Here is a 24,764-nt window from a genome sequence, read left to right as displayed (position 1 = left end):
TGTACACCGTTGCGGTGGGTAACGCGAGGTTCCGGGTACTCGGGCGCGAACGGAAGGAGCCGTCATGCCGCAGCAGGCGTGGAGCAAGAAGCGGGAACGCCAGTACGAGCACATCAAGGAGTCCGTGGAGGACCGCGGCGGCAGCGACAAGCGCGCCAAGGAGATCGCCGCCCGGACGGTGAACAAGGACCGTGCCCAGTCGGGAGAGGCGGAGGAGGCCAGCAAGACCTCCACCGACGACATGTCGCCGCAGCGGCGCGGCGGCCTGCGCTCGCACTCCGGTGCGCAGGGCCGGACGAAGGCCCAGCTCTACGAGGACGCGAAGCGCCAGCACGTGAAGGGCCGCTCCACGATGACGAAGGCCGAGCTGCAGAAGGCCGTCGACTGAGGGCGATACCTTCCGCCGGCTCCGCCCCCACGGCGCCGGGTGAGGGCAGGAAAGCCACTTTCCTGCCTTCACAGGGCCTGAAAGTGGCTTTCCTGCCCTCCCGGCGAAGCCTGCGCCGAGGGCGGGACCGGGGCTGCTACTCCTGGAGGTCGGCGGTCTGCCAGCGGCCCTCGCCCAGCAGCTCGAGCTGCTCGGCGTGCAGGCGCTTGAGGGAGCTGCGGTGCCCGACGCTGACGATGATCGCCTCGGGCAGCTCCTCGCGCACCAGCGTGTAGAGCGAGTGCTCCAGGCCTTCGTCGAGCGCCGAGGTGGCCTCGTCGAGGAAGATCACGCGCGGGCGGGCGACCAGCACCCTGGCGAACCCGAGACGCTGCTGCTCGCCGGGGGAGAGGATGCGCGACCAGTCGATCTCGTCGTCGATCCGGTCGGCGAGGTGCGCGAGCTGAACCTTGCGCAGCACAGTGGTCGCCGCATCGTCGTCGACGCCCCCGGCCGGCTGCGGGTAGGTCAGCGCAGTCCGGAGGGTGCCGAGCGGCACGTACGGCTCCTGCGAGACGAACAGCGCCCCGTCGATCGGGCGGCGTACGACACCGGTCGCGTAGGGCCACAGGTCGGCGATGCTGCGCAGCAGGGTCGTCTTGCCGCTCCCGGACGCGCCGGTGACCAGCAACGACTGGCCCGCGGCCACCGAAAGGTCGAGGCCGTCGACGAGCGTGCGGTTGTCGGGGAGCGAGACCGTGAGGTCGCGGACCTCCAGCGCCTCGCCCTCCTCGACGTCGACGCTCGGCAGCTTCCGCGCTGCTGCGTCGGCGTCGAGCAGGCCGGTGAGGCGGTCGAGCACCGCGCGGTACGCGGCGAAGTCGTCGTAAGCAAGCCGGAAGAACGACAGGGAGTCGTGCACCTGGCCGAACGCGCTGCCGGTCTGGGTGACGTCGCCGAGCGTGATCTGTCCGGTGAAGTAGCGCGGCGCCTGGATCACGGACGGGACGATCTCCGCCGCCTGGCTGATGATCACGTTGAAGCCCTGGAACCGCAGGCTCGTGAACACGATCGACCAGTAGTTGCCGATGATCGCGGTGAAGCGGGCCAGCAGCGTGCTGCGTTCGACGTCCTCGCCGCGGTGGAACGCGATGTTCTCCGAGTTGTCCCGCATCCGCACGAGCGCATAGCGGAACGACGCGTTGAAGCGCTCGTTGAGGAAGTTCAGCAGGATCAGCGGCCGCCCGATCCGGAACGCGATCACCGACGCGAGGATCACGTAGAAGTAGGCGATGAACATCATCGCGCGCGGGATCTCGACGCCGAACAGCGGCAGCGGCCCGGAGAGCTCCCACAGGATGATCGAGAACGACACCAGCGACACCAGCGATCCGATCGCCCCGACGCCGAGACTGCTGGAGGTGACCGGGAAGGACGCGATGTCCTCCTGGATGCGCTGGTCCGGGTTGTCGACGGGGGCCGCGGTGTAGCGGCCGCGGTGGTAGGCGCGGCCGTCGATCCAGTCGCCGATCATGTGGTCGTTGAGCCACACCCGCCACTCGATGACCAGCAGCTGCTGCACGTAGAAGTTGAGGAGGACACGGACGAGGTGGATCGAGGCGAGGATCACGAAGATCCATGTGAACTGCCAGAACGCCGCTTCGTCCATTTGCTGCATCGCCGTCAGCAGGCCGTTGCCCTGGTACGAGAGCAGCACGTTGAGCCGCACCGCCGCGATGGTGAGCAGCAGCAGGAGCAGCGCCGTGAGCAACGGACGCCAGCCGGCGCTGCCGCGCGGTGAGAAGTAGGGGAACGCCAGCCGCGCGAATTGCCTGCCCCACGTCGTGGTGCGGGTGACGATGGCGATGAGCACGGCGGAGCCGATGGCTGCCGCGACGAACACCCCGAGGATCCACACGATGCTGGTGAACCATTCGGTCGACCAGTCCAACCCGCCGCCCATGCCGCCTCCAGGCGCTCTGATCATGCAGTGAGCGCGGAGCGTAGACGGCAAGGCTGGTAGTTCTTGCGTCGCCATGCCGAATACGGCGCGGGTGACATGGCGCCATCGCCATGTCACCCGGGGCCCGGTGCTGCTCAGCCGGCGAGGAACTCCACCAGCAGGTCGCTGATCTCGTCGGCGTGCGTCCAGAGCATGCCGTGCGGTGCGCCCCCGATCTCGACGTAGCGCGCGTTCGGCAGCCGCTTCGCGAACTCCCGCCCGGTGGCGTCGATGGGGAGGATCCGGTCGTGCGTGCCGTGCACGATGAGCGCGGGCACGTCGATCTTGTCGAGGTCGGCGCGGAAGTCGGTGCCCCACGACGGCACGACCGCCCAGGAGGCCCTGGCGCCGGCCCCGGCCGCGACGTTCCAGCTGTTGCGCACGGCCTCCTCGCTGATGCGCGACCCGAGGTTCTCGTCGAGGTTGTAGAAGTCGTTGTAGAACTGGGTGAACCAGGCGTAGCGGTCGTTCTTGGCGGTCGCGAGGATCCCGTCGAAGACGCTCTGGTCGACGCCCGTCGGGTTGTCGGCCGTCTTGATCAGGTACGGCTCCAGCGACGCGAGGAACACGGCCTTCGCGACCCGGGTGGAGCCGTGCCGCGCGAGGTAGCGGCCGACCTCGCCGGTGCCCATCGAGAACCCGACCAGCACGGCGTCGGTCAGGTCAAGAGTGGTGAGGACGGCGTCGAGGTCGTCGGCGAACGTGTCGTAGTCGTAGCCGCCGCTCGGCTTGCTCGAGGCGCCGAACCCGCGGCGGTCGTAGGTGATCACGCGGTAGCCGGCGTCGAGGAGGCGCTCCTCCTGCTTCTCCCACGACGCCCCGTCGAGCGGGTAGCCGTGGATCAGCACGACCGGCTGGCCGGTGCCGCGGTCGGTGTAGTTGACGGTGATGTCGGTGCTGTTCTCGGTTCCGACCTTGATGCTGGACATCGCTGGCTTCCTTCCGTCCTGACCTGCTGGCTCGCTGACACAGACGAAGCTATTACCGAACGATCGGTATTGCAACGTGACGTAGGCAACTTTACCGTTCGTTCGGTAAACTGTGCCCATGCCTCGCCCCCAGACCGTCTCCGACGACGAGCTCTTCGACCGCCTCGCCGAGGTCTTCCGCGTTGCCGGCTTCGAAGGTGCGTCCCTCGGCGCGCTCGCCGAGGGCGCCCGGCTGCAGCGCGCGAGCCTCTACCACCGTTTCCCCGAAGGGAAGACGCAGATGGCCGAGGCCGTGATGGGCCGGGTCAGGTCGCACTTCGAGCACGCCGTGGAGCCGATGATCACCGGAGCGGACGTGGGGGCAGGGATCGTGGAGTCGGCGCGACGGCTCTCGGAGATCTACGCCGGCGGCCTGCTGCCCTGCGTGCTAGACACGCTGACTCTCTCGGGCGCACCGGAGAGCGTCCGGGCGATGGCGGCCGACGTCACCGCGACCTGGATCGGCGGCATGGCCACGGCGGCTCGCCGCGCCGGCGCCACGGAGGTCGACGCCCAGATCGCCGCGGAGGACGCCTTCGCCCGCATCGAGGGCGGTCTCGTGCTGGCCCGGCTGCGCGGCGAGACGGCCGCGTTCCGCCGGGCGATCGACGCCCTTCCGACGATGTTGATGCCCGGTTGATCCCCGGCTGAGTCGCGGGGGCCCAGTACGCTCGCGGCCATGTCGGCCTGCCCGGAGCAGCCAGCGCAGTTCGAGCCGGAGCTGCTTGCGCACTGCTACCGCATGCTCGGCTCGATCCACGACGCCGAGGCGGCCGTCCAGGACACCTACCTGCGGGCGCGGCGCTACGACGGCACGTCGCCGATGGGTCCGTGGCTCTACGGGATCGCCACCAGCGTGTGCTTCACCGCGCTCGACCGGCGGGTGCCGCGCCTCCTGCCGTCCGACCTGTTCGCCGCCGACGGCGACCCCGACGGCCCGCTCGCCGACGCCCGCTCCGACGTGCTGTGGCTGGAGCCCGCCCCGGACCGGGCCGGGCAGTGCCACCTCGACGTCGCGTTCGTCGCCGCGCTGCAGCGGCTCCCGGCGCGCCAGCGTGCGGCGCTGGTGCTGCGCGAGGTCGTGGGGTGGTCCACGCCGGAGATCGCCGCGACGCTCGGCACGTCCACCGATGCCGTGAGCGGCCTGCTCACCCGCGCCCGCAAGCAGGTCGCTGCGTCAGAGCAGACGTCGGACGGCGGGGAGGAGTCGCTGGTCGAGCGGATCGTGACGGGCTTCGGCACCGGCGACGTCGACGCCGTAGCGGGCCTGCTGGACCCGCACGCGACGTTCGAGGCGCCGCCGCTGCCGTGCTGGTTCGCCGGCGCCGACGCGATCCGGCGGTTCCTCGCCGCTCACCTGCTGCACGAGCGCAACAGCTGGCGCGCGGTCGCGACCCGCGCCAACGGGCGCCCCGCGGTCGCCACCTACCTGCGCGACGACGCCATCGGCCCGCACCGCGCGTACGCGATCACGACGGTGACGGGAGAGGCGGCGCGGATCGTCCGGGTGGTGTCGTTCATCGACCCGACGCTGTTCGGCCCGTTCGGCCTGCCCCCGGTGCACGCCTGACCCGCAACGAAGTTCCCCACCGTTTTGCCAACTTGCACACCCGGATCGGCGTGCAGGTTGGCAAAACGGTGGGGAAGTTGGTCAGCCCTTCGGCATGAGGACCTTGTCGATCACGAAGACGGTGGCGTTCGACGTCGGGATGTTGCCGCAGAGGATCTTCGCGGTGTTGCCCATGCCGTCGGTGACGGTGGGGGCGTCGGCGGTGCCGCCGATGGTGAGGTCGCCGCCGGCCAGCTCGGTCGTCTTCTTGGCTGCGACGAGGCCTTCCGCGTCGTAGCGCTTCGGCACCACGTGGTAGGACAGCAGCCCGCCGAGCTGCTTCTGGTCGGCGAGCAGCGACGTGAAGGCCTTGTCGCCGACGGCCTTCTTGACCTCGTCGAAGGCGCCGTTGTAGGGGGCGAAGACGGTGATCGCCTTCTGCTGGTTGAGCGTGTCGGCGAGGCCCGGGACCTTGCCTACGGCTGTGACCAGCGTCGTCAGCAGCGGGTTCGTCGAGGCCGCGCTGGCGACGGGCATCGGGCCCATCGCGTTCAGCCCGCCGGGCGCGTCGCCCTGCGGGAGCTGGCCGCACGCCGGGCCGAACACGTCGGAGTTGGTCGTAACGCCGTCGCTCGCCGGGGCAGCGGCAGCGGACGAGGGGCCGGGCGTCGACATCGACGGCGCCGGCGCCGGCGCCGGGGCCGGCGCTGCGGTGTCGGCGGTGCCGCCACAAGCGGCGAGCGAGACGGTCAGAGCGGCCATCGCGCCGATTGCCGCGAAACGGATGGACGAGCGCATGAGATGTTCTCCCTCGGTTGTCGTCCGGTGGCTTTCCGGACGTCTGCCCGGCATTCGGTCGGGACGTGGAGTTCGGTTCGACGATTCCGGGTAACGTTTTGAAAACGGTGGGTCAGGCGGCGGTGAAGATGGTCGCCGGCCAGCCGCTCGCGCCGTCGGGAATGGGTTCGGCGCGCGTTTCGGGCTGGGTGGTGCCGGCCATGTCGGTGGCCCGCGTCTGTACGGTGTGGTTGCCGGGGGAAAGGTCGAACTCGGCCTTCCACATGCGCCACGTCCGGCCGTTGACCTCGGTGGACAGCGTCGCTTCACGCCACGGCGAGCCGTCCATCCGCACCTCGACGCGGGAGATCCCGGACGGCTGCGCCCACGCGATCCCGGCGACCATGACGCGGCCGGCGGCAACCGTGGCAAAGCCGCGTGGAAAATCGATCCGGCACTGCGTCTTGATCGGCGCGCGCTGCGCCCATCGGCGTTCCAGCCAGTAGCCTTGCTTGGCGCCGAAGGTCGTCAGCTCGATGTCGGCGAGCCATTTTGTGGCGGAGACGAAACCGTAAAGGCCGGGCACCAGCATCCGCACCGGAAATCCGTGCTCGGGTGGCAGCGCCTCGCCGTTCATGCCGAGCGCGAGCATCGCGCCGCGGTCCGGTTCCATGACGACGTCGGTCGGGGTGCCGGTGTACCAGCCGTCGAGGCTGGTGCTGAAGACCTGGTCGGCGCCGGGGCGCACGCCGGCGTCGAGGAAGATCTCGCGCAGGTCGACACCGACGAAGTTCGCGGTGGAGACCAGGTCGCCGCCCACCGGGTTGGACACGCAGGTCATCGTCACGGTGCGCTCGACGAGCGGGCGGGCGAGCAGGTCGTCCACCGTCAGCGTCAGCTCGCGCTCGACCATGCCGTGCACCCGCATCCGCCACGCCGCCGCGGTGGTGCTCGGGATCCGCAATGCGGTGTCGATGCGGTAGAAGGCCGGGTTCGGGGTGAGGAACGTCGGGGTGCCCAGCTCGGGGAACGCGGCGCCGTCGGGGATCGCGGGGGCGCGCTCGGTGAGCCGTGCGGCGGCCAGCCGGGCGGTGAGCGCGCGCCGCGAGTCCTCGATCCCGGTGCCGCCGGCGAGCAGCAGGCCACCCGTCCACGCCCCGAGCGATACGGCCCCGACCGCGGCCGATGCGCCGATCAGCAGCGCCCGCCGCGGGACGCCCGCACCGGTGGGCCTCCCCGCCCGAGCGGTACGCGCGAGCCCGTGCAGCAGAGCGAACACCGCGAGCCCGACGGCGGCCGCGACGATCGGCGCGACCAGGTCGGCGAGGCCGAACGCCGGCGCCGCGACCACGGCCGCGAGCCCGGCCAGCCCCAGCCCGCCGATGATCGCCAGGCCGGGCCCGGGACCCCGGCGGGACACGATGCCGGCCAGCGCGGCCACCGCCGCAACCGCGACGGCCACTCCGACCTGCAGCAACAGCTTGTCCAGCACCGGGCCCAGCGACTTGCCGAACTCGGTGAGCCACGGCGGGGACAGCCGGATCACCGTGTCGGCCACGGCGAAGAACGGCGCCGACGCCGGCGCGACGAGCGCGGCAACCAGCTGCCCGCTGCCGATCGCGGCCGTGGCGGCGAGCAGGCCGATCAGTGCGCGGACGGTCCGCGGGATGCGGGCCGTGGCGACGGGCTGCTGGGCGGGTGCCGCGGTGGTGGTCACACGCAGCCTTCGGCGGGGAGGCGCGAACGGTTCGGCCGCTCTTCTCGGGTAACAGCTCGGCCGTGCGACGCGCGTCACCGTTAGGCGGGGTGGTGCGATCGGGTATCACGGGCCCATGAGCGATGCCGCATTCGACCGGATCGTGCTGATCTTCAACCCGAACAGCACGGGCGATGCCCCGCGCCTGGCCGAGGAGCTGCGCGCGGAGCTCGCGGAGCGGCTGCCGGACGTCCCGGTCCGGATGAGCCCGACCGAGCACGCCGGCCACGCCCGCGAGCTCGCGCAGGACGCGGCGGGGGAGGGTGGCCGGCCCCTGATCATCTCCGTCAGCGGCGACGGCGGCTACAACGAGGTCGTCGACGGCGTGATGCGCTCGGGCAACGACAAGGCCGTCTGCGCGGTGAAGGCCGCCGGCAACGCCAACGACCACCGCAGGGTGACCGCCGAACGCCCGCTCGTCGAGGCGATCATGGCCGGCGAGACCCGCCGGATCGACCTGCTGCGCCTGACGATCGGCGACGAGCCGGCCCGGTACGCGCACTCCTACATCGGCATGGGGCTCACCCCCGTGGTGGCGACCGACCTGGAGAAGGGCGGCAAGGGGTCGTTCCGGGAGATCATCTCGGTGGTTCGGACGTTCGCCCGGTTCCGGCCGTTCACGATCGAGCTGGAGGACGGCTCGCGCAGCAGCTTCGACAGCCTCCTCTTCGCCAACATCGCGGAGATGGCGAAGTACGCGACGCTGAGCGACGACGGCGCCCCCGACGACGGCCGCTTCGAGGTGATCACGCTCCCGCACACCGCTAAGTGGCGCATCCTCGGCGTCGCGATCAAGGCCGCGACCCGCGGGCTCGGCCCGCAACCCACAGCGGAGCACTACGCCTTCACCACGCTCAAGCCCACTCCGGCACAGCTCGACGGCGAGCTCGTGACCCTGGAGGCCGGCACCCCGGTGCGGGTGGACATCGCCACCCGCGCCCTGGAGACCGTCGGCTGAACCGCCAGATGAGAGGTCGTCCGGGGATTGGGCAGGGCAGGAAAGCCACTTTCCTGCCCTGTGAGGGCCGGAAAGTGGCTTTCCTGCCTTCGCGTGCGCAACGCACGTATCCCGTCTAGCCGCGGAGCAGTCGCTCGACCTCCTTGCGGTGGCGCTCGTGCTCCTCGTGGTCGCGACCGCGGGTGACCCACTCCATGGTCAGCGGCTGGATCAGGTCGGCGCGCCCGCGGCTGCGCAGGAACGCCGAGACCGCTCTGATGCGATCCGACGCCGCGCGCATCTCCACGTAGTCGCGCTGCGCGTGCGCCCGCCGGTTCTCCGCGCCGGCAGCGCGGAACGCCTCAACCGCTTCATCCAGGGTGTCGAACACGCGTTCGAGTATGTGGGATGGGTGTCGTCGCAGGCCAGCCGGGGTGCGACCACCGGAACTCCGCGGCGACGGGTTGGCCGGGCCCGGAGCGGGAACGCTGTGCAGGCCGAGAAGTCGACGAAGGACGGAATGCGATGCCTGCAGCCAGTGAAACCGCCGCCCGGGAATCAGGGGCAGTAACCGCGCAGGACCGGTTGGTCGCCGATCTTCGCGATCTGCTCGCCGCCCTGCTGGACAAAGCTTTCGGGCTCGCGCTCGACGGGATCGAGCGTTTCGCCCGATTCCTGGACGGCGTCTCGGCGCGAGGCGGGATATCGGTGAATGCCGTTCTGGGCGGTGTGCGGGCCGCGATCGGCGGGCACAGCACGGTCTGGGGTGCGGTGCGCGGCGCCGTCTCGGCGTTGAGCCCGGCCGGCCGCGTCGCGTTGATCGCCGTGCTGGTACTGGCCCTGTTGCTGCTGCCGGTGACCGTCGTGCTCGTGCTGCTTGCGCTGATCGTGCTCGCCGTTGTTGCCGTGGCACGGAGCTGATACTCCATTCGACCCCATCTGCTCTGCATCCGCCGGCCCGCGTTGCGATGAATGACGTAAATACGCCTTCCGGGCGATGCTGATCTACCGCACCGGGTAGCCCAACGGATCCCCGATGTGAGGAGTTTCAGTGAAATGTGGAGCCAGGGTGGCCCTCGGCGTTGCCGGCGGCTATTTCCTCGGGCGGACGAAGAAGATGAAGCTCGCCCTGATGCTCGGCGGAATGGTCGCCGGGCGACGGGCCGGCGGGCCCGGTGAGCTGATCGCGAAAGGAACCTCGCTGCTGAGCTCGTCGCCCGAGCTGAGCAAGCTCACCGGCGAGGTCCGCGGCAGGTTGGTCGAGGCCGGCAAGGCGGCGGCGCTGGCCGTGGCCGCGCGCCAGGTGGAGTCGCTGACCGACCGCGTGAGCAAGCGCGTCGAGTCGATCGGTGACCTCGGCCGCCAGAAGGACACGAAGACGTCGGACGACGAGGCGCCGCCGGAGGACGAGACCGACGAGCGCGGTGACGAACCGGCGGAGGAGGACGACGCTGCCGACGACGCTGCCGACGACAGCGGCGACGACGGGGACGCACCCCGGTCCCGCACCTCGACCCGCGGCACCAGCCAGCGCAAGACCAGCGGCTCGACGGCCACCAAGCGGAGCACACCTGCCAGCCGGACGCGCAGCGCGGCCCCGAAGACGGCCCAGAAGGCGGCATCCAAGACGGCCTCGAAGACGGCCGGCGCGACGAAGTCGGCCGCCACCAACGGCCGCCGCACCCGGACGCGACGGAGCACGAGCGATGGCTGACGCGAAGGAGGTCGTGGAGAAGGTGGGCAGCCCCAGCGAGGCGTTCAAGGACGCCGGGACGCGGCTCGTGGGCCTGCTGGCGAAGCACGCGGCGCAGGTCGCGACGGACAAGGTGGCCGATCTCGCCGATCGGCTCACCGACGTCGCCGACAACGGAGGCAGCGGCCTCGGCGACGCACTCGGCATCAGCTCCAAGAACGGCGACTCGAAGAACGGCGACTCGAACAACGGCGTCGGGGGCGGCGGGATCGGCTCGGCGATCGGGTCGGCTGTCGGCGGGCTCGCCGAGACCGTCAAGGGTGCGCTCGGCGGCAGCGGAGGTTCGGGCAAGAAGCTGAAGGTCACGGTGATCTCGGAGGACCTCGACATCGGGCTCCCCCTGCGCACCACGTACGACCTGTGGACCCAGTTCGGCGACTTCCCGTCGTTCATGAAGAAGGTCGAGACCGTCGACCAGGAGTCGGACGAGAAGACGAACTGGAAGGCGCAGGTGCTCTGGTCGCACCGCACGTGGGAGGCGACCATCGTCGAGCAGGTGCCCGATTCGCACATCGTGTGGAAGTCGAAGGGTGCGAAGGGCCACGTCGACGGCGTTGTCAGCTTCACCGAGCTCGGCACGAACCTGACCAGGGTGATCCTCGTGCTCGAGTACTGGCCGAAGGGCCTGTTCGAGCGCACCGGCAACCTCTGGCGCGCGCAGGGCAGGCGGGCCCGGCTGGAGTTCCAGCACTTCCGCCGGCACGCGATGACCAGCGCGATCCTGCAGCAGGACGAGATCGAGGGCTGGCGCGGTGAGATCCGCGACGGCGAGGTCGTCGTGACGCACGAGGAAGCCCTCGACGAGGAAGAACGTGCCGGAGCCGAGGACGGCGACGACACGGCTGCCGACGAGGCCGACGAGTACGCAGACGACGAGTACGCAGACGACGAAAACGTGGACGACGAGAACGTGGACGACGAGAACGTCGACGACGACGAGTACGCAGCCGATGACGCAGCCGACGACGAGATCGATGACGAGGCCGATGAGGAGTATGCGGACGAGCCCGACGAGCAGGACGAGTACGACGACGAGGACGACCTGGTCGCAGCCGACTCGGACGGGAGGCGCTGACCGATGACCGTGGCAACTCAACGTCAAGGCGGCGGCGGGTACGTGGAACGCGGCGGTGGCTCGGGCAGCCTCGCCGACGTCGTCGAGCTGATCCTGGACAAGGGCCTCGTCATCGACGTGTTCGTGCGGGTGTCGCTGGTCGGGATCGAGATCCTGACCATCGACGCGCGGATCGTCGTGGCGAGCGTCGACACGTTCCTCCGCTTCGCGGAAGCGACCAACCGGCTCGACCTCTACGGCAAGGGCAAGGGCGGCAAGGACCTGCCCGAGCTGGTCGAAGGCGTCACCGAGGGCGGGGCGAAAGGCAAGTCCGCGGGCGTTCTCGACGCCGCGGTGGACAAGGTCGAGGACGTGCTCACCTCGCGCCGCAGTTCCCGCAGCTCGCGGGACGACGGTGAGGAGGCGCCGCGCAGGCGCCCGCGGCAGCGCGCCCGCGCGGAGCGTTCGGAGAGTGACGAATGAGCCCGAGGTACGTCTACGGTCTTGTCGCCGCCGGCGCCGCGATCCCGGAAGGGCTGGCAGGTCTCGGCCCGTCGGGGCAGGTCACGACGATCGAGCACGGCCGGGTCGCCGCGGTGGTCGGCGACGTCCCCGCCGACCGGCCGCTGGGCACCCGCGACGACCTGATCGCGCACGAGACCGTGCTCGACACGCTCGCGGCGAAGACGGCGGTGCTGCCCATGCGGTTCCCCGCAGTCGTCGAGGAGCAAGGCGTCGTGGACGAGCTGCTCGGCCCGAACGAGGAGTTCTTCGCATCGGCGCTCGCCGACCTGGAAGGCCGGGTGCAGTTCACGCTGCGGGCCCGCTACGAGCAGGACGTCGTGCTCCGCGAGATCGTCGAGAACGACTCGGAGATCCGCGACCTGCAGGAACGCGTGCGCGAGATGCCGGAGGACGCCTCCTACTACGACCGCGTCCGGCTCGGCGAGCTCATCGTCGCGGCGATGGAGCGGCGCCGCGAGGGCGAAGCCGCGCAGGTGTTCGCGAAGCTCGAGCCGCTTGCCGTGCGGGTGGCGGCGCACCAGCCGACGAGCCCCGACGAGGTGGTGAACGCGGCGTTCCTCGTCGAGCGCGACCGGATGGCGGCGTTCGACGCCGCGACCGAGGACGTCGGCCGCGAGCACGCCGGACGGCTGCGGTTGCGCCTGCTCGGCCCGCTCGCGCCCTACGACTTCGCACCGGCGGAGTGATCGGCGATGGGGCTCCTGTCGGGCCTGCTCGCGCCGGTGCGCGGGGTCGTCTGGCTCGCGGAGCAGATCCGCGACCAGGCGGAGGAGCAGTTCTACGACCCCGCCCGGATCCGCGACCAGCTGGAGCGGGTCGACGCGGCACGCCGCGCGGGGGAGCTCTCCGAGGAGGAGGCCACCACCATGGAGAACGAGCTGCTGCAACGGCTGATGGACGGCCGGACCCGCCGTGCCCGATGAACAGCAGCGGGCGCCTGCCCGTCGCCCCCGGCGTCGCCGCATGAGGTCGGCGGCCGAGGCGGCACGCACAGCGGCGGCTGAGGTCGCGGCGCTCACCGGGCGCGACCCGGAGAGCGTGATCTCGGTCGAGCCGTGCGACGAGGGCTGGCTGGTGGGCGTCGAGGTCGTCGAGACCCACCGGATCCCCGACTCCGCCGACATCCTCGCAACCTACGAGGTGCGCCTCGAACCCGACGGAGAGCTGATGTCCTACCGCCGCAACGCGCGCTACCCGCGCGGCCGGATGTCCGGACCGAACGGATCGGGGGACCGCCGATGACCGCGGGCCTGCCCGTGCCGGGACGACCGCAGCCGCCCGGGCACCGCCAGGAGTCGACGAACCTGGCCGACATCCTGGAACGGGTGCTCGACAAGGGGATCGTGATCGCCGGCGACATCCGGGTCAACCTGCTCGACATCGAACTGCTGACGATCAAGATCAGGCTGCTCGTCGCGTCCGTCGACAAGGCGCGGGAGATGGGCATCGACTGGTGGGAGCACGACCCGACGCTCAGCTCCGGCCAGCGTGACGTCACCGAGGAGAACCGGCGGCTGCGCGCCCGCATCGGCGAGCTGGAAGCGGGAGCGGCGAAGGATGGGTGAGCCGCTCGTGTACGTCTACGCGGTCGGCGACGCCGCGCTCATGGTTCCCGAGCTGACCGGGGTGGACGGTGCCGCGGTCCGGATCGTGGTGGAAGGCCCGCTCGCCGCGGCCGTCGGGGCCGTCGACGCCGACCGCTTCGGCGAGGACGCGCTCCAGCAGAGCGTGGAGGACCTGCGCTGGCTGGAAGGGACGGCCCGCGCGCACGACTCCGTCGTCGCCGCGCTCGCGGCGGAGAACCCCGTGGCGCCGCTGCGGATGGCCACGATCTACCGCGACGAGGACGGCGTGCGTGCGCTCCTGCGCGAGCGGGCGGCGGCCTTCGAGGCAGCGCTGGACCGGATCCGCGGCAAGGTCGAATGGGGTGTGAAGGCCTACGCGGTGGCGTCGCCCGCACCCGTGGCCGAGCCGGCGCCCGACGCCGCCCGCCCCGGCACGTCCTACCTGCTGCGCCGCCGGGCGCAACGGGTGCACGCCGAGAACGGGCGGGCCGACGCGGTGGCGGCTGCCCAGCGGATGCACGAGCGGCTGGCCGGGCTCGCTGTGGCGAGCCGGGTGTACCCGCCGCAGGACCCGCGGCTCAGCGGGCGGCGTGAGGAGATGGTGCTCAACGCCGCCTACCTGGTGGAGGCGGGTGACGACGCGGTCCGCCGAACCGTCGCTGAAGCTGCACAGGACCTCGTGCGGTTCGAACTGACCGGTCCGTGGGCCGCCTACTCGTTCGCGACGCTGGAGGGGGACGCGTGAACGCCCCGGCACGGCAGGACGACATCGCGCTCGTCGACCTGCTCGACCGGCTGCTCGCGGGCGGCGTCGTCATCACCGGCGACATCACGATCTCGCTGGCCGACGTCGAACTGGTGACCGTCTCGCTGCGCGCGCTGATCAGCGCCGTCGCGACGCTGGAGGAGCCGCATGCCGACCCTTCCTGAGCGGATCGACGCCGACCCCGACTCGGTGGCGCGCGACCTCGGCCGGCTCGTCCTCACGATCGTCGAGCTGATCCGGCAGCTGATGGAACGGCAGGCGCTGCGCCGCGTCGACGCAGGCACGCTCGACGACGAGACCGTGGAACGGCTGGGGCTGGGCCTCATGCGGCTGGAGGAGGCGATGGCCGAGCTGCGCGAGCACTTCGGCCTGCGCCCCGAGGACCTCGACATCGACCTCGGACCGCTAGGGAAGCTGCTGGGAACGCCGGACTAGCCGATGCGTGCGTCCCGCACGCGTTGCCAGGAAAGCCACTTTCCTGGCGCGACAGGCCAGGAAAGCCACTTTCCTGGCGCGACAGGCCAGGAAAGCCACTTTCCTGGCAACCCCCTCGCTCCCTGCGGCCCGGCCGGTCGCCGGTCAGTCGTGGCCCACCACGTTGACGACCTCCCCGCCCGGCGCGCGGACGAAGAAGCGGGTGGGGCCCCACGGTTCCGTGGTCAGCGGGTGGACGACCTCGTAGCCGCGCTCGACGGCGAGGCGGTACGCCTCCTCGACGTCGCTGACGCCCACGGAGATGTTGGAGTCGACGGGCGCCGAGGCGTCGCCCGTCACCAGCTGGACGGCGGTGGCGGAGTTGCCCGGCGGGTGGAAGTTCGCGACCCAGCCGAGGTCGAAGCCGACGTCGAGGCCCAGGTAGTCGGTGTAGAAGGAGCGTGCCGACGCGATGTCGTCGACGGGCAGGTTGGCCGAGATGCGAGTGACGCGCATCACGCCAACCTACTCACCGCAGCTCCTACCGTGGCGGCATGATCCCCAGCGTCGTGACCGTCGGGTACGCGAGCCTCGACCACGCGATGCGGATCGACGAGTTCCGCGGCGCCGAGGCGACGACGCACATCAGGGAGCGCCTCAGCGAGCCGTGGCCGGCGCCGGGCGGGGTGGCGCACCTGGCTCGGGCCGCCGCGGCCACCGGGTCGGCGCGGGTCGGTGTGATCTCGTGGTTGGCCGCGGACGAGCTGGGGCGGCGGTGGCTCGACCTGCTCGTCGCGGAGGGCGTCGACACTTCCGGGGTGCGGCTCGGTGGCAGCGTCTCGCCGCACGCCTACCTGCTCTACGAGCCGTCCGGGCGCTCCTACTGCCTCTACGCGAAGGGCGACGCCGCCGCGGACGGTCTCGACGAGCACCAGCTCGGCATGGTCGTCGACGCGAGCTGGGTGCTGCTCGCGGCGAGCCCGTCGGGGGTGTCCCGTGCGGTCGTCGCCGCGCCGCGGACCGGGCGGCTGGCCTGGGCGGTCAAGCACGACGCCGAGGCGCTGCCGCCCGAGCTCGTGCGCGAGCTGCTCGCGGCGTCGTCGGTGATCACGTTCAGCGAGGGGGAGGAGGAGCTGCTGCGCAGCTCCGTGCCGGGTGGCAGGTACGAGTCGCTGTGCCGACCCGACGCGCTGCTCGTCCGCACCCGCGGCGCGCGTGGCCTCGACTACCGGCCGGCCGGTGCCGTGCCGGTCGTGGTCGCGGCCGACGAGGTGCGGGCCCGCGACACGACCGGGGCGGGCGACACCCTCGCCGGGACGCTGGTCGCGCTGATCGCGGCGGGCGACCCGAGCCCCATGGATGGCGCAGTGGACGCCGCGATCCGTTCGGCGATGTCCGCCGCCGCAACACGCATTGCCCGCTAGGGCGACCGGCCGAACCCTTCGGGGTACCGGAGGAGGGCAGGAAAGCCACTTTCCGGCCCTCACAGGGCAGGAAAGTGGCTTTCCTGCCCTTGCGTGCGGAACCTGCCGACCCGTCCAGGGGCTCAGCCCGGTTGGGCGGTCTCGTGCTGCCGCTGCGCGAGGAAGCTCTCCCACGTCCGCTCGCCGAGGGTGGCGCCCTCGAGCGTGAGGTTCGCGCCCGCGCGGTAGGCGCGGCCGACCTTGCCGGGCATCCGGATCGGCAGCAGGAGCCGTCGCCGCCCGCGTGCCGCCAGGAACCCGCGGACCAGCTCGTCCATGGAGTGGACGACGGGGCCCGCGATGTCGGGGACGCGTCCCGTCGGCCGGCCCAGGGCGAGCTCGACGACGCGGGCGGCGACGTCGGCCGGGTCGACCGGCTGCATCCGCAGCCCGCCGGGCACCGGGACGACCGGCAGGGCCGTGAGCTTCTCCAGCATGGTGTGCACGAGGGTGTGGAACTGCGCCGCGCGCAGCGTCGTCGAGGGAATGCCGGAGGTCGCGATCGCCTGCTCGGCGGCCAGCTTGGACCGCAGCCAGGCGAGCGGCACCCCGTCGGCGCCGATCACCGAGATGTAGACGAGGTGCTGGACCTGCGCCTTCGCTGCGGCGACGACGAGGTTGCGGGTGGCGACGTCGTCGCCCTTGGGGCCGCCGGCCAGGTGCACCACGATCTCGGCGCCGGCCACGGCGCGCTCGACGCCGTCGCCGGTGAGCAGGTCGCCTGCGACCGTGCCGGCCGCGCCGCTGCGGCTCAGGACCCGCACTTCGCAACCCGAGGCCCGCAGCGCCGGAACGACGAGCCGCCCGAGTGTGCCGGTGCCGCCGGTGACCAGTACTGACGTGCCCATGATCTCTCCGATCGCTCTGAACGATGCCGTCACCGACCTGACGGACCGCTCGACGGGAACGTGACAGGCGCTGAACAGCGGTAAAGCCTGCTGAACGTGCGTTCAGTACCGAGCCCGGCCGAGTCCGACCTGACCGCGAAGGCGAAGATCCGCAACGCCGCCAGCTTCCGCGAGGCCAAGCTGCGCGCCATCGCCGCTGCCGCGGGGGTGAGCGTCGGCCTGATCGCCCACCACTTCGGCAGCAAGGACGGCCTTCATGACGCGTGCGACCTGCACGTGCTGCAGGCCCTGACCGCGCGGGCCCGCACCACCGTGTCTGGACCGTCAAGCACGTGCCCGGCTTCGCGACCATCGCGGGCGGGGTGGTCAACCCCGGTTTCAACGACCCGCGCGAGCCGGAACGGTGGATGCCCGGGCTGGAGCTCGTCGAGGAGATCTTCCTGACCCGGGCGCCCGAGCTCGCCGACATGACGGTCGGGGGTCGGCTGGCCTCCCGCCTGTTTGCGCGCCCGTATCTTTCCAGGATGCTAGCGACGACCGTTCTGCGATATCGGTTCTGAGCCGGGCCAAGAAGGCAATCCCAGTCGTTCATTTCACATGGTGATACGTGTGTTCATCGTGGACGCTCGGCCCGCCGCGCAGCGAGTGCCGCAGTGATCCGGTGGCTGCCCGGCGCCTGCGTGATATCGAGATCGAGCAATTCACTGATGCGGCGCAGCCGGTAGTCCACTGTGTTCGGGTGGACGTGCAGGGCGGTTGCGGTCCGCCGCCGGTTGAACGCGGCATCGACGTACGACATGAGCGTCGTCACCAGCTCCGGGTAGCTGTCGAGCGGCTCCAGGACCGACGCCAGCTGCCGGCGGGCCGCGCCTGGGCGCGTGAGCTGGTACTCGACCAGGACGTCGTCGAGGCGGTAGAGGCCGGGCGGCTTGCCGAACCAGCGCACGACGTCGAGCACATCGGCGGCCTCGGCGGCGACGGAGGGGACGACCGTCGCCGCAGCCACCGCGACCGCCGCGGTGACCGGTGCGCCGGCCGCTGCGCTCATCGCATCGAGGGTCCGACGCCAGTGGTCCCAGTCGACATCGGGATCCCGCAGCGGCACCAGCACGATCCCGCCGGTCTGACCGATCGACATCAACGCCTGGTCGTCGGTCGACTGGGAGAGCGCCGACATGATCCGTCCGAGCATCCGCCGGGCGACGATCGCCTTGTTGACCCCGACCTCCTTCTCGTCGGGATGCGCCCCGAGCAGCAGCGACAGCACCAGGTAGTAGGAGGCGAAGCCGGCGTTGGCCGGGTCCATGAGGTGCGCTGATCGGTCGGCGCGCAGGAGCGCGCTCAACTGGTCCCGCTGGGCGTTGTTCTGCTGCGCCAGCTTGGGGCGGAGCCCGTCGAGGTAGCCGCTGGTGACGGCCTGCATCGCGTGCCTGACGAACTCGAACACGCGGATCGAGAGCGTCGTGACCGCCGCGAGGTCGTCCGGGCCCGCAGGCTCGACGAGCTTGCGGAAGATCTGCTCGAAACCGTTGACGTACGCGGCGAGCACGGACTCGAGCGGGAAGCCCTCCTCCGCCCTGCGCATGGCGGAGCTGCCGAGGTGCTCCAGCTCCGCCGGTGTCGGCTGGCGACCCTCACGCAGCCACGACGCGTAGTAGGAGACGGCCGCCTGGCTGATCGACGTGACGTCGGTGTGCAGCTGTTCGTACGGCAGTCGCCGGTAGTCCGTGAGCAGCTCGCGGTGCCGCGTGACCATCCGCGAGACGATGTCGCTGACCTCGTTCTCGAGCACCTCGTGGACGGGCGTGCCCGCGATCACGATCGGGGCGACGTCGGGGTCGTGCACGTCCGCGCCTCCTTCTGTCCACTCGGGTGCCACGGGCCGGCCGATCCGTGCTGCATTCGATGGGCTGTGCCGGATGAGCTGTACCCGATGGCCGAGCGGTTGAAATTCCGGGAGCCGGGAATGCGTCGAGAGTCACCCCGTTGTGACGTATCCATAGTAGAGCGGGCGATTTTTGAGGTTCTTCCCAGGCGCCATACGGTGGTCGTCACGCAGTGCGACTGATATTCCTTTCACCCATGGCCGGTCGCGCGAGGATCCCCCTGTTGGCGGTAGCGATAGCCATCGCCGTCACTCTCGGTGTTGGCTGCCTCACGGGAGCCGCGGACGCAGCGCCCGGCGATCGGTACGTCGCTCTCGGAGACTCCTACGCGGCCGGGCCGGTGCTGCAGCCGCAGGTGCTCGGCCAGCCGTACTGGTGCAGCCGGTCGCAGGTGAACTATCCGGCGCTCACGGCGCAGGCGCTCGAGCTCCCGCTCGCCGACGTCACGTGCTCGGGGGCGAAGTCCGGCGATGTCGTTGCCCGCCAGCTGGGTGAGCTGACCGCCGAGACGAGCCTCGTGACGCTCACCATCGGGGCCAACGACGTCCAGTGCTCCGGCCTGTGCCAGTGGCAGCCCGGTGGCCTGCAGGCGGCGGTGGACAACGCCGCGGCGACGAAGTGGGGTCCGCTGCTCGACGACATCCGCCGGCGGGCGCCAAAGGCGCAGATCCTGGTCGTCGGGTACGGCATGTACGTGCCGGCAGGCGCGTGCCCGCCGAGCGTGGCGCCGTGGGTCGGCGCCGTTGTCCAAGGACCGGTCGACCTCTTCAACGCGGCGATGGCGGCGCAGGCCGACGCGCGGGGCATCACCTTCGTCGACACCCACGGGCCGAGCGCGGAGCACACGGCGTGCGTACCGCCCGGAGAGCGCTGGTTCGAACCGGAGACCTCCGCGTCCGACGCCGCGAAGTGGCACCCCACCCATGCCGGGATGTCCGGTATCTCCGCACTGCTCGTCGAGCGGCTGCGGGCCGCAGGATAGATCGAATGTCCAACTGGAGGACACACGTGAAGTCAGGTATGCGACGCACAACGGCGGTGCTCGCGATCGGAGCTGCCGTCGCACTTGCGTCGACGACGAGCGCGGCGGCCGCCCCGGTGCCCGAGGGGGCGGCGGGATACGACTCGTACGTCTCGCTCGGCGACTCGTTCACGTCCGGCCCGGCCTTGCCGCCCGTCGTCAACGGCCTGTGCGGTCGGTCGGGGGCGAACTACCCGCACCTGCTCGCCGACGACCTCGGCGCGGAGCTGACCGACATGAGCTGCGGCGGGGCCACAACCGCGAACATCGACCAGGGCCCGCAGGGGGCGAACCCCGTCCAGGTCGCGGGCATCGGGCCGGAGACGAAGCTCGTGACGCTGAGCATCGGCGGGAACGACGAGATGCTCTACGCGCGGCTGATGATGAGGTGCCGCATGGTCGCGGCACGACCGCACTTCCTGTCCAACCCCTGCCAGGCGGCGCTGGGCTGGCAGATCCCCGGCATGCTCGAGAGGACGCAGGCGAAGGTGCTGCGCAACATCGCCGCGATCCACGCCAAAGCGCCCGTCGCCAAGGTGGTGCTGGTCGGCTACCCGCGGATCGGTGGCACGGAGGGAACCTGCGCGGCGCTGCCGGTCGCGCCGGGTGACGTCCCGTGGATGGCGCAGGTGGAGGACGGCCTCAGCGGCGCCATGGAGAAGGCGGCCGAGCAGGACGGGAACGCGACGTTCGTCGACATGCACGAGCCCTCGACCGACCACCACGCCTGCTCGGCCGACCCCTGGGTGAACGGCGTCGTCGCGGGCTCGGACGGCGCGATCGGGCACCCCAACGCCAACGGCATGCGGGCCACCGCCGACGCGATCCGCGCGGCGCTGGGGGCCTGACGCCGGTGACCTGACGCCGGCCGGCGCCCGAAAAACGCGGTGCCGCGGTCGCCCGTCCCCTCCGGGCGGCCGCGGCATCGTCATGTTCCTACTGGCCGGATCCCAATGCCCGGGTGAGCTTCCGCATCGCCGACGCCGCACTGGGGCTGACGCTCGGGCCGAGCACGGCGAGGCTCGAGATCAGCGCTGCCGCCTCCGGCAGGTCGAGCACGATCGTCACGTCGGTCGCGGTTGCGCTGAGCAGCACCCCGCCGCCGCGCCCCTGCCGTGTCCGCACCGGGACCCCGCTCGAGCGCAACCGCTCGACGTCGCGTGCCACCGTCCGCTCCGACACCCCGAGCCCGTCGGCCAGCAGCACGAGCGGGATCGGCTCGCCGTGCGCTGCGTGCAGGCGTTCGATCAGTGCCTGCTGGCGCTCGACCCGCCGCAGCGCCAGATGGCCGTCGCGCGACGCTGCGGCAAGCTGGATGCTTCGGTCCACAACCCGATCGTAAAGGCGACACCGGCGTGTCCGGTTTCGCTCGTAGCGTCATCGGCATGAGCAACGCACGGGAGACGGCGGCCAGGTTCTTCAAGACCTACGCGGACGCCTTGCTGGCCAGGGACGAGAAGGCGATCGGCGGCATGTACGCGGTGCCGTCGCTGATCCTCTTCCCCGGGACGTCGGTCGCGGTCGGCGACGTGGCGCAGACCGAGCAGTTCTTCGCCGCGTCGTGGTCGCAGTACGAGGGTGTCGAGTCGGCCGAGCCGCGGATCCTGGTGATCGCGGAGGCGCCGGGCAGCCTCTGGGTCGACGTCACGTGGTCCTACGGCGGCGCGGCGCGGGAGCGGTTCTGCTACCAGCTCGTCGAGCGCGACGGCTGGCAGATCGCGGTGCTGACACCGATGGATCTGCCCTGACGCCCTACCCGGCGGCCTCGAGGAGGATCTCCGCCAGCTCCCGCGGCTGGGAGAACATGGGCCAGTGGCCGGTGTTCATCTCGACCAGTCGCCAGCTCTCGCTGCGCAGCAGCGCAGCGACCTCGGGGCTCGGCTCCGGCCCGTCGAGCAGGCACTTGATGTAGGTGGCCGGCAGCTCGCCGAGCGGACGCGACACGACGGCGGGCTCGGTCAGCGACGTGCCCGGATGCGGGGTGCCGTGGCTGATCATCCGGGCGATCTGGGCGTCGGTGAGGCCGTGGCCGGCGAACTCGGCGGCGTCGAGGACGGGCCAGTAGCCGCCGTTCGCGGTGAGCGCCTCGACGACGAGGCCGCCGTACGGGGCGGAGACGAACGACTCCCCGTCGGTGGGGACGTTGGAATCGACGAACACGACCTGCGCCAGCCGGGTGCCGATGCGCTCGGCGGCCTGCCCGACCGGGATGCCCGAGTAGCTGTGCCCGACCAGCACGACCTCGTGCAGATCCGGCTTCTCGACGGCGTCGAGGATGTCCTGCACGTGGGTCTGCTGACCGGCCGGGATGTCGCGCTTCTCCGCGACGCCCGAGAGCGTCAACGGGTGCACGCCATGGCCTGCGGCGCGCAGGTGCGGCTCGACCGCCCCCCACGCCCACGAACCCAACCAAACCCCTGGAACCAGCACGAACTCGGCCATCGGAGGAACGTAGCGGGGGACACCGACAGGAAGGTTGGGACGGATGCCGACGGTCGCGGAGCTGCTGGCCGGGGTGCGGGAGCGCTGCATGGCGCTCCCGGGGGTCACCGAGGGCGTGACGCACGGCGCGCCGACCTGGTACGTGCGGCGGCGCTCGTTCGCCAAGTTCGTCGATCCCGCCGAGCACCGGCTGGAGGAGCGCAGCGTCGCGTTCTGGGCGGCAGCCCCACCTGGTGCGCGCCTGGAGCTGCCCGCCGCCGATCCCGAGGTGTTCTTCGAACCGCGGTTCGGCGGCAGCGACTGGATCGGGATGCGCCTCGACGTGCGTCCGGACGGCCCCGACTGGGACGAGGTCCGCGAGATCCTCACCGACGCCCACCGCCAGCGCTAGGTCCGCGTCGACAACGACGTTCTGGTCACATGAAACGTTTCAGAACAGCCAGGACGTCGTTGTCGACGGTTCCCCCAGGGCTCGCGGTGTGGATCGATCGGCGACGGGTATCCGTGCGCATGAGCACATCGACGCAGCTCTCGGCGCTGGCCCTCAACTGCACGCTGACACCGTCCCCGGGCGGGTCGAGCACCGAGGCGATGATCGACCTGGTCCGGGAGGCGCTGGAGAAGGCCGGCGTGCCGGTCGCCGTCGAGCGGGTGGTCGACCTCGACATCCGGCCCGGCGTCGAGAAGGACATGGGCGATGGCGACGAGTGGCCGGCCGTGCGGGAACGGATGCTCGCCGCCGACATCCTGGTGCTGGCCACGCCGACCTGGATGGGCAACATGAGCAGCGTCGCTCAGAGGGTGCTGGAACGGCTCGACGCCGAGCTGTCCGAGACCGACGACGAGGGCCGGATGCTGACGTTCGGCAAGGTCGCGCTGGCGCTGGTGGTCGGCAACGAGGACGGCGCCCACAAGATCACCGCCGACCTGTTCCAAGGGCTCAACGACGTCGGCTTCACCGTGCCGGCGAACGGCGGCGTCTACTGGAACGGCGAGGCGATGACGAAGACGGACTTCAAGGATCTCGACGAGACCCCGGAGGCCGTCGCGTCGACGATCGCGACGATGACGACCAACGCGGTGCACCTCGCCGGCCTGCTGCGCGGGGCGCCGTACCCGCCGGCCGGCTGACCGGCGGGTACGGACGTCACGGCCGGTCGTCCGCCTTGTCCGCCTTGTCCGCCGCCGCGCCCGGGTGGCCGAGCTCGACGGGGTCGCCGTCGCCGGCCGATGTGGGTCGCAGCTGGCGGAGGTCCTCGACGAAGTCGAGGAACAGCTGGGTGAACCGGACCCGGTCGTCGGTGGCATCGGTTCGGTCGGTGGTTCGATCGGTGAGGTGCACGACGAGCCGTTCCGCGACGGTGGCCAGCCGCAGGTTCGTGTTCTGCGAGATCCAGCGCAGCGTGTCGAACGCGGCGGCGTCGCCGATGCCCATCCTGGCCCGCAGCGCCCCCTTGGCCTGCCCGATGACGTCCCGGCTCTCGAGCGCGGCCTCGAGGTTCTGGATCTGCCGGGCTGTCGCGTCGCCGTTGCCGGTGGCGGCGTCGTTGTCGGCGACTGCCGCCCGGCCGGTGTCGAGTGGGACCACCCATCCGACCCGGACCTCGGCGAGCGTCGGGGACGCGTGCCCGATCGTCGCGACCGGCGCCACCGAGCCGTCCGCCCGGCGGATGTGGGTGACCGCGGCGAACTCGGTCCCGTTGTCGCGCAGCTGCGCGAGGTCGCGCCGCACACCGGCGCGATCGTGCTCCGCGGTGTGCGCGAGGAGCAGCTCGGCGTCGGGGACGACGTCGTGCGGCCGATACCCGTAGATCCGGTACATCGGGTCGTTCCAGACCCACAAGCGGGTCGAGACGTTCCAGAGCCAATGGCCGTGCGGCCAGCGTGCCATCTCGGCAGGCGCCATTCCCCGTCGTCCTCCTGCACACGACGGTCCATTCGCAGGTCGGAGACGCCCGGGCCTGGACCTGACCCGTGCGCCTCCGGCTGGCTGCTCAACCGGCAATGATGATCGCATCCGCGGTGCGGATCCCGGTGGCCGGGGCCCGGCGGGTCGGACTCGGATTCAGCCGGGGATTCAGTCGGGATTCAGCCGCTGCGGTCGTGGCCGGTCGAGGACTGGCCGGCGCGCTCGCGGCTGCCGGCCCTGGTGCGTGCGGCATCGGGGGCAGCGTCCTGCGGGAACCGCCGGATGAACTCCTGCTCGAGGGCCAGCATCCGGCGGGTGTGGCTCTCCAACGCCGACTCGCTCCCGTCCAGCACCGTGTCGTGCCTCGTCTCGTGGAGGTGGGCGAGCTCGCGGCGCAGGTCGTCGTCGCCCAGGACGTCCGGTGCGATTCCGTGCTGGTCGGTCATGTGCAGCGAGTGCCCGAAAACGAGGGGAGCGAACCGGCTCGGCCCGCCTTCCGCTCGGCCGTGTGCCCGTGGGCAGGATGCGTGCGGGACGCACACGTTGCCTGGAAAGCCACTTTCCTGGCGCCACAGGCCGGGAAAGTAGCTTTCCAGGCGGCCCCCACCCGACCGCCTCGTGAACCTCAGGCAGCCCGCGCCGGCGACGTCGGGAGGGGGCGGCGCAGCGACGACTCGCCCCGCGACCAGTGCCCGCGCACGTCGGTGTCGAACCGCTCGGCGAGCAGCGTGCTCGCGCGCATCCCGAACACGATGTCGGCGG

34 protein-coding genes and 1 pseudogene are annotated in these 24,764 nt (G+C 71.2%); 23 read left to right on the top strand and 12 right to left on the bottom strand.

Translation table 11 applies throughout. The features are described 5' to 3' along the window. The first annotated feature begins 64 nt into the window (after positions 1-64). A complete protein-coding gene (locus LL648_RS27340; protein ID WP_232665611.1) occupies positions 65-388 on the top strand; it encodes a plasmid stabilization protein in 324 nt (107 codons plus the stop codon). Between the two features lie 136 nt (positions 389-524). On the opposite strand, the gene LL648_RS27335 is transcribed toward LL648_RS27340, so the two are convergent. Both LL648_RS27335 and LL648_RS27330 read right to left on the bottom strand, forming a co-directional pair. Next, complete coding sequence (locus LL648_RS27335; protein ID WP_232665610.1) at positions 525-2,330, bottom strand: ABC transporter ATP-binding protein/permease; 1,806 nt, start codon at positions 2,328-2,330, stop codon at positions 525-527. A 134-nt stretch (positions 2,331-2,464) separates the two neighbouring features. Then, on the bottom strand, positions 2,465-3,298 hold the full coding sequence (locus LL648_RS27330) for an alpha/beta fold hydrolase (RefSeq protein ID WP_232665609.1): 834 nt from the start codon (positions 3,296-3,298) through the stop codon (positions 2,465-2,467). 118 nt (positions 3,299-3,416) lie between these two features. On the opposite strand from LL648_RS27330, the gene LL648_RS27325 reads away from it, so the two are divergent. Together LL648_RS27325 and LL648_RS27320 are read left to right on the top strand one after the other, a co-directional pair. Beyond that, a complete protein-coding gene (locus LL648_RS27325) occupies positions 3,417-3,977 on the top strand; it encodes a TetR/AcrR family transcriptional regulator (protein WP_232665608.1) in 561 nt (186 codons plus the stop codon). Positions 3,978-4,016: 39 nt separating this feature from the next. Continuing rightward, positions 4,017-4,907, top strand: coding sequence for an RNA polymerase subunit sigma-70 (locus tag LL648_RS27320; protein ID WP_232665607.1), 891 nt, complete (start codon positions 4,017-4,019; stop codon positions 4,905-4,907). An 81-nt stretch (positions 4,908-4,988) separates the two neighbouring features. On the opposite strand, the gene LL648_RS27315 is transcribed toward LL648_RS27320, so the two are convergent. Together LL648_RS27315 and LL648_RS27310 are read right to left on the bottom strand one after the other, a co-directional pair. Continuing rightward, on the bottom strand, positions 4,989-5,684 hold the full coding sequence (locus LL648_RS27315) for a fasciclin domain-containing protein (RefSeq protein ID WP_232665606.1): 696 nt from the start codon (positions 5,682-5,684) through the stop codon (positions 4,989-4,991). A 112-nt stretch (positions 5,685-5,796) separates the two neighbouring features. After that, positions 5,797-7,380, bottom strand: a complete 1,584-nt coding sequence (locus LL648_RS27310; RefSeq protein ID WP_232665605.1) for a molybdopterin-dependent oxidoreductase — start codon at positions 7,378-7,380, stop codon at positions 5,797-5,799. 115 nt (positions 7,381-7,495) lie between these two features. On the opposite strand from LL648_RS27310, the gene LL648_RS27305 reads away from it, so the two are divergent. Then, entirely contained in the window at positions 7,496-8,377 is an 882-nt protein-coding gene (locus LL648_RS27305; protein WP_232665604.1) for a diacylglycerol/lipid kinase family protein, read from the top strand. Between the two features lie 115 nt (positions 8,378-8,492). Here the strand turns inward: LL648_RS27305 and LL648_RS27300 are convergent, their stop codons facing one another. Continuing rightward, complete coding sequence (locus LL648_RS27300) at positions 8,493-8,747, bottom strand: hypothetical protein (RefSeq protein ID WP_232665603.1); 255 nt, start codon at positions 8,745-8,747, stop codon at positions 8,493-8,495. Positions 8,748-8,764: 17 nt separating this feature from the next. Here LL648_RS27300 and LL648_RS27295 point away from each other — a divergent pair, with 17 nt between their 5' ends. The 11 genes from LL648_RS27295 to LL648_RS27245 all read left to right on the top strand — a co-directional run bounded on the left by LL648_RS27295 (position 8,765) and on the right by LL648_RS27245 (position 14,454). After that, a complete protein-coding gene (locus LL648_RS27295) occupies positions 8,765-9,277 on the top strand; it encodes a hypothetical protein (protein ID WP_232665602.1) in 513 nt (170 codons plus the stop codon). A 148-nt stretch (positions 9,278-9,425) separates the two neighbouring features. Next, entirely contained in the window at positions 9,426-10,070 is a 645-nt protein-coding gene (locus tag LL648_RS27290; RefSeq protein ID WP_232665601.1) for a hypothetical protein, read from the top strand. After that, positions 10,063-11,184, top strand: a complete 1,122-nt coding sequence (locus tag LL648_RS27285; protein WP_232665600.1) for an SRPBCC family protein — start codon at positions 10,063-10,065, stop codon at positions 11,182-11,184. Before LL648_RS27290 ends, LL648_RS27285 begins: the two co-directional genes overlap by 8 nt. Positions 11,185-11,187: 3 nt before the next feature. Next, positions 11,188-11,646, top strand: a complete 459-nt coding sequence (gene gvpJ, locus LL648_RS27280; protein ID WP_232665599.1) for a gas vesicle protein GvpJ — start codon at positions 11,188-11,190, stop codon at positions 11,644-11,646. Beyond that, on the top strand, positions 11,643-12,374 hold the full coding sequence (locus tag LL648_RS27275) for a GvpL/GvpF family gas vesicle protein (protein ID WP_232665598.1): 732 nt from the start codon (positions 11,643-11,645) through the stop codon (positions 12,372-12,374). Before gvpJ ends, LL648_RS27275 begins: the two co-directional genes overlap by 4 nt. Positions 12,375-12,380: 6 nt before the next feature. Further along, the gene (locus tag LL648_RS27270; protein ID WP_232665597.1) at positions 12,381-12,611 is read left to right on the top strand and encodes a gas vesicle protein GvpG; all 231 of its coding nucleotides are present in this window, start codon (positions 12,381-12,383) and stop codon (positions 12,609-12,611) included. After that, positions 12,601-12,930, top strand: a complete 330-nt coding sequence (locus LL648_RS27265) for a gas vesicle protein GvpO (protein WP_308190409.1) — start codon at positions 12,601-12,603, stop codon at positions 12,928-12,930. The genes LL648_RS27270 and LL648_RS27265 overlap by 11 nt, the downstream gene beginning before the upstream one ends. Next, positions 12,927-13,253 carry a gas vesicle protein gene (locus tag LL648_RS27260; protein WP_232665595.1) on the top strand — a complete coding sequence of 109 codons (327 nt, stop codon included), beginning with the start codon at positions 12,927-12,929 and terminating at the stop codon, positions 13,251-13,253. The genes LL648_RS27265 and LL648_RS27260 overlap by 4 nt, the downstream gene beginning before the upstream one ends. Further along, entirely contained in the window at positions 13,246-13,998 is a 753-nt protein-coding gene (locus LL648_RS27255; RefSeq protein WP_232665594.1) for a GvpL/GvpF family gas vesicle protein, read from the top strand. The genes LL648_RS27260 and LL648_RS27255 overlap by 8 nt, the downstream gene beginning before the upstream one ends. Next, positions 13,995-14,183 (top strand): gas vesicle protein, encoded by a 189-nt coding sequence (locus LL648_RS27250; protein WP_232665593.1) that lies wholly within the window; start codon positions 13,995-13,997, stop codon positions 14,181-14,183. The genes LL648_RS27255 and LL648_RS27250 overlap by 4 nt, the downstream gene beginning before the upstream one ends. Further along, positions 14,167-14,454: a gas vesicle protein K gene (locus LL648_RS27245; RefSeq protein ID WP_232665592.1), complete on the top strand. Its 288-nt coding sequence runs from the start codon at positions 14,167-14,169 to the stop codon at positions 14,452-14,454. Before LL648_RS27250 ends, LL648_RS27245 begins: the two co-directional genes overlap by 17 nt. A gap of 144 nt (positions 14,455-14,598) precedes the next feature. On the opposite strand, the gene LL648_RS27240 is transcribed toward LL648_RS27245, so the two are convergent. Then, complete coding sequence (locus tag LL648_RS27240; protein WP_232665591.1) at positions 14,599-14,949, bottom strand: VOC family protein; 351 nt, start codon at positions 14,947-14,949, stop codon at positions 14,599-14,601. A 38-nt stretch (positions 14,950-14,987) separates the two neighbouring features. Between LL648_RS27240 and LL648_RS27235 the strand changes: the two genes are divergently transcribed. Then, positions 14,988-15,857 carry a carbohydrate kinase family protein gene (locus tag LL648_RS27235; RefSeq protein ID WP_232665590.1) on the top strand — a complete coding sequence of 290 codons (870 nt, stop codon included), beginning with the start codon at positions 14,988-14,990 and terminating at the stop codon, positions 15,855-15,857. Positions 15,858-15,979: 122 nt separating this feature from the next. Here the strand turns inward: LL648_RS27235 and LL648_RS27230 are convergent, their stop codons facing one another. Continuing rightward, positions 15,980-16,744 (bottom strand): SDR family oxidoreductase, encoded by a 765-nt coding sequence (locus LL648_RS27230; protein ID WP_232665589.1) that lies wholly within the window; start codon positions 16,742-16,744, stop codon positions 15,980-15,982. A gap of 96 nt (positions 16,745-16,840) precedes the next feature. On the opposite strand from LL648_RS27230, the pseudogene LL648_RS45410 reads away from it, so the two are divergent. Together LL648_RS45410 and LL648_RS27220 are read left to right on the top strand one after the other, a co-directional pair. Then, positions 16,841-16,996 (top strand): annotated as a pseudogene (locus tag LL648_RS45410) (TetR family transcriptional regulator); the annotation flags it as partial. Between the two features lie 80 nt (positions 16,997-17,076). Next, complete coding sequence (locus LL648_RS27220) at positions 17,077-17,304, top strand: hypothetical protein (protein WP_232665717.1); 228 nt, start codon at positions 17,077-17,079, stop codon at positions 17,302-17,304. A gap of 53 nt (positions 17,305-17,357) precedes the next feature. Here LL648_RS27220 and LL648_RS45405 read toward each other — a convergent pair whose 3' ends face one another. Continuing rightward, complete coding sequence (locus LL648_RS45405; RefSeq protein WP_232665588.1) at positions 17,358-18,590, bottom strand: PucR family transcriptional regulator; 1,233 nt, start codon at positions 18,588-18,590, stop codon at positions 17,358-17,360. 263 nt (positions 18,591-18,853) lie between these two features. Here LL648_RS45405 and LL648_RS27210 point away from each other — a divergent pair, with 263 nt between their 5' ends. After that, on the top strand, positions 18,854-19,612 hold the full coding sequence (locus LL648_RS27210) for an SGNH/GDSL hydrolase family protein (RefSeq protein WP_232665587.1): 759 nt from the start codon (positions 18,854-18,856) through the stop codon (positions 19,610-19,612). A gap of 38 nt (positions 19,613-19,650) precedes the next feature. Then, complete coding sequence (locus LL648_RS27205) at positions 19,651-20,499, top strand: SGNH/GDSL hydrolase family protein (protein ID WP_232665586.1); 849 nt, start codon at positions 19,651-19,653, stop codon at positions 20,497-20,499. Positions 20,500-20,587: 88 nt separating this feature from the next. Here LL648_RS27205 and LL648_RS27200 read toward each other — a convergent pair whose 3' ends face one another. Further along, the gene (locus tag LL648_RS27200) at positions 20,588-20,980 is read right to left on the bottom strand and encodes a helix-turn-helix transcriptional regulator (protein WP_232665585.1); all 393 of its coding nucleotides are present in this window, start codon (positions 20,978-20,980) and stop codon (positions 20,588-20,590) included. 56 nt (positions 20,981-21,036) lie between these two features. On the opposite strand from LL648_RS27200, the gene LL648_RS27195 reads away from it, so the two are divergent. After that, positions 21,037-21,399 carry a hypothetical protein gene (locus LL648_RS27195; protein ID WP_232665584.1) on the top strand — a complete coding sequence of 121 codons (363 nt, stop codon included), beginning with the start codon at positions 21,037-21,039 and terminating at the stop codon, positions 21,397-21,399. Between the two features lie 4 nt (positions 21,400-21,403). On the opposite strand, the gene LL648_RS27190 is transcribed toward LL648_RS27195, so the two are convergent. Further along, complete coding sequence (locus tag LL648_RS27190) at positions 21,404-22,093, bottom strand: alpha/beta fold hydrolase (RefSeq protein ID WP_232665583.1); 690 nt, start codon at positions 22,091-22,093, stop codon at positions 21,404-21,406. A gap of 43 nt (positions 22,094-22,136) precedes the next feature. Between LL648_RS27190 and LL648_RS27185 the strand changes: the two genes are divergently transcribed. Both LL648_RS27185 and LL648_RS27180 read left to right on the top strand, forming a co-directional pair. Next, positions 22,137-22,484: an MmcQ/YjbR family DNA-binding protein gene (locus tag LL648_RS27185; RefSeq protein WP_232665582.1), complete on the top strand. Its 348-nt coding sequence runs from the start codon at positions 22,137-22,139 to the stop codon at positions 22,482-22,484. 119 nt (positions 22,485-22,603) lie between these two features. Beyond that, a complete protein-coding gene (locus LL648_RS27180) occupies positions 22,604-23,224 on the top strand; it encodes a flavodoxin family protein (RefSeq protein ID WP_232665581.1) in 621 nt (206 codons plus the stop codon). Between the two features lie 16 nt (positions 23,225-23,240). On the opposite strand, the gene LL648_RS27175 is transcribed toward LL648_RS27180, so the two are convergent. Together LL648_RS27175 and LL648_RS27170 are read right to left on the bottom strand one after the other, a co-directional pair. After that, entirely contained in the window at positions 23,241-23,999 is a 759-nt protein-coding gene (locus LL648_RS27175; RefSeq protein WP_232665580.1) for a PAS and ANTAR domain-containing protein, read from the bottom strand. Positions 24,000-24,181: 182 nt separating this feature from the next. Next, on the bottom strand, positions 24,182-24,448 hold the full coding sequence (locus LL648_RS27170) for a DUF6158 family protein (protein WP_232665579.1): 267 nt from the start codon (positions 24,446-24,448) through the stop codon (positions 24,182-24,184). Positions 24,449-24,764: the final 316 nt, after the last annotated feature.

Source organism: Pseudonocardia sp. TRM90224 (genome assembly GCF_021245725.1).
Taxonomy (GTDB): domain Bacteria; phylum Actinomycetota; class Actinomycetes; order Mycobacteriales; family Pseudonocardiaceae; genus Pseudonocardia.
The sequence above is the reverse complement of the archived record's forward strand: the minus strand, read 5'-3'. Positions and strand labels throughout refer to the sequence as shown.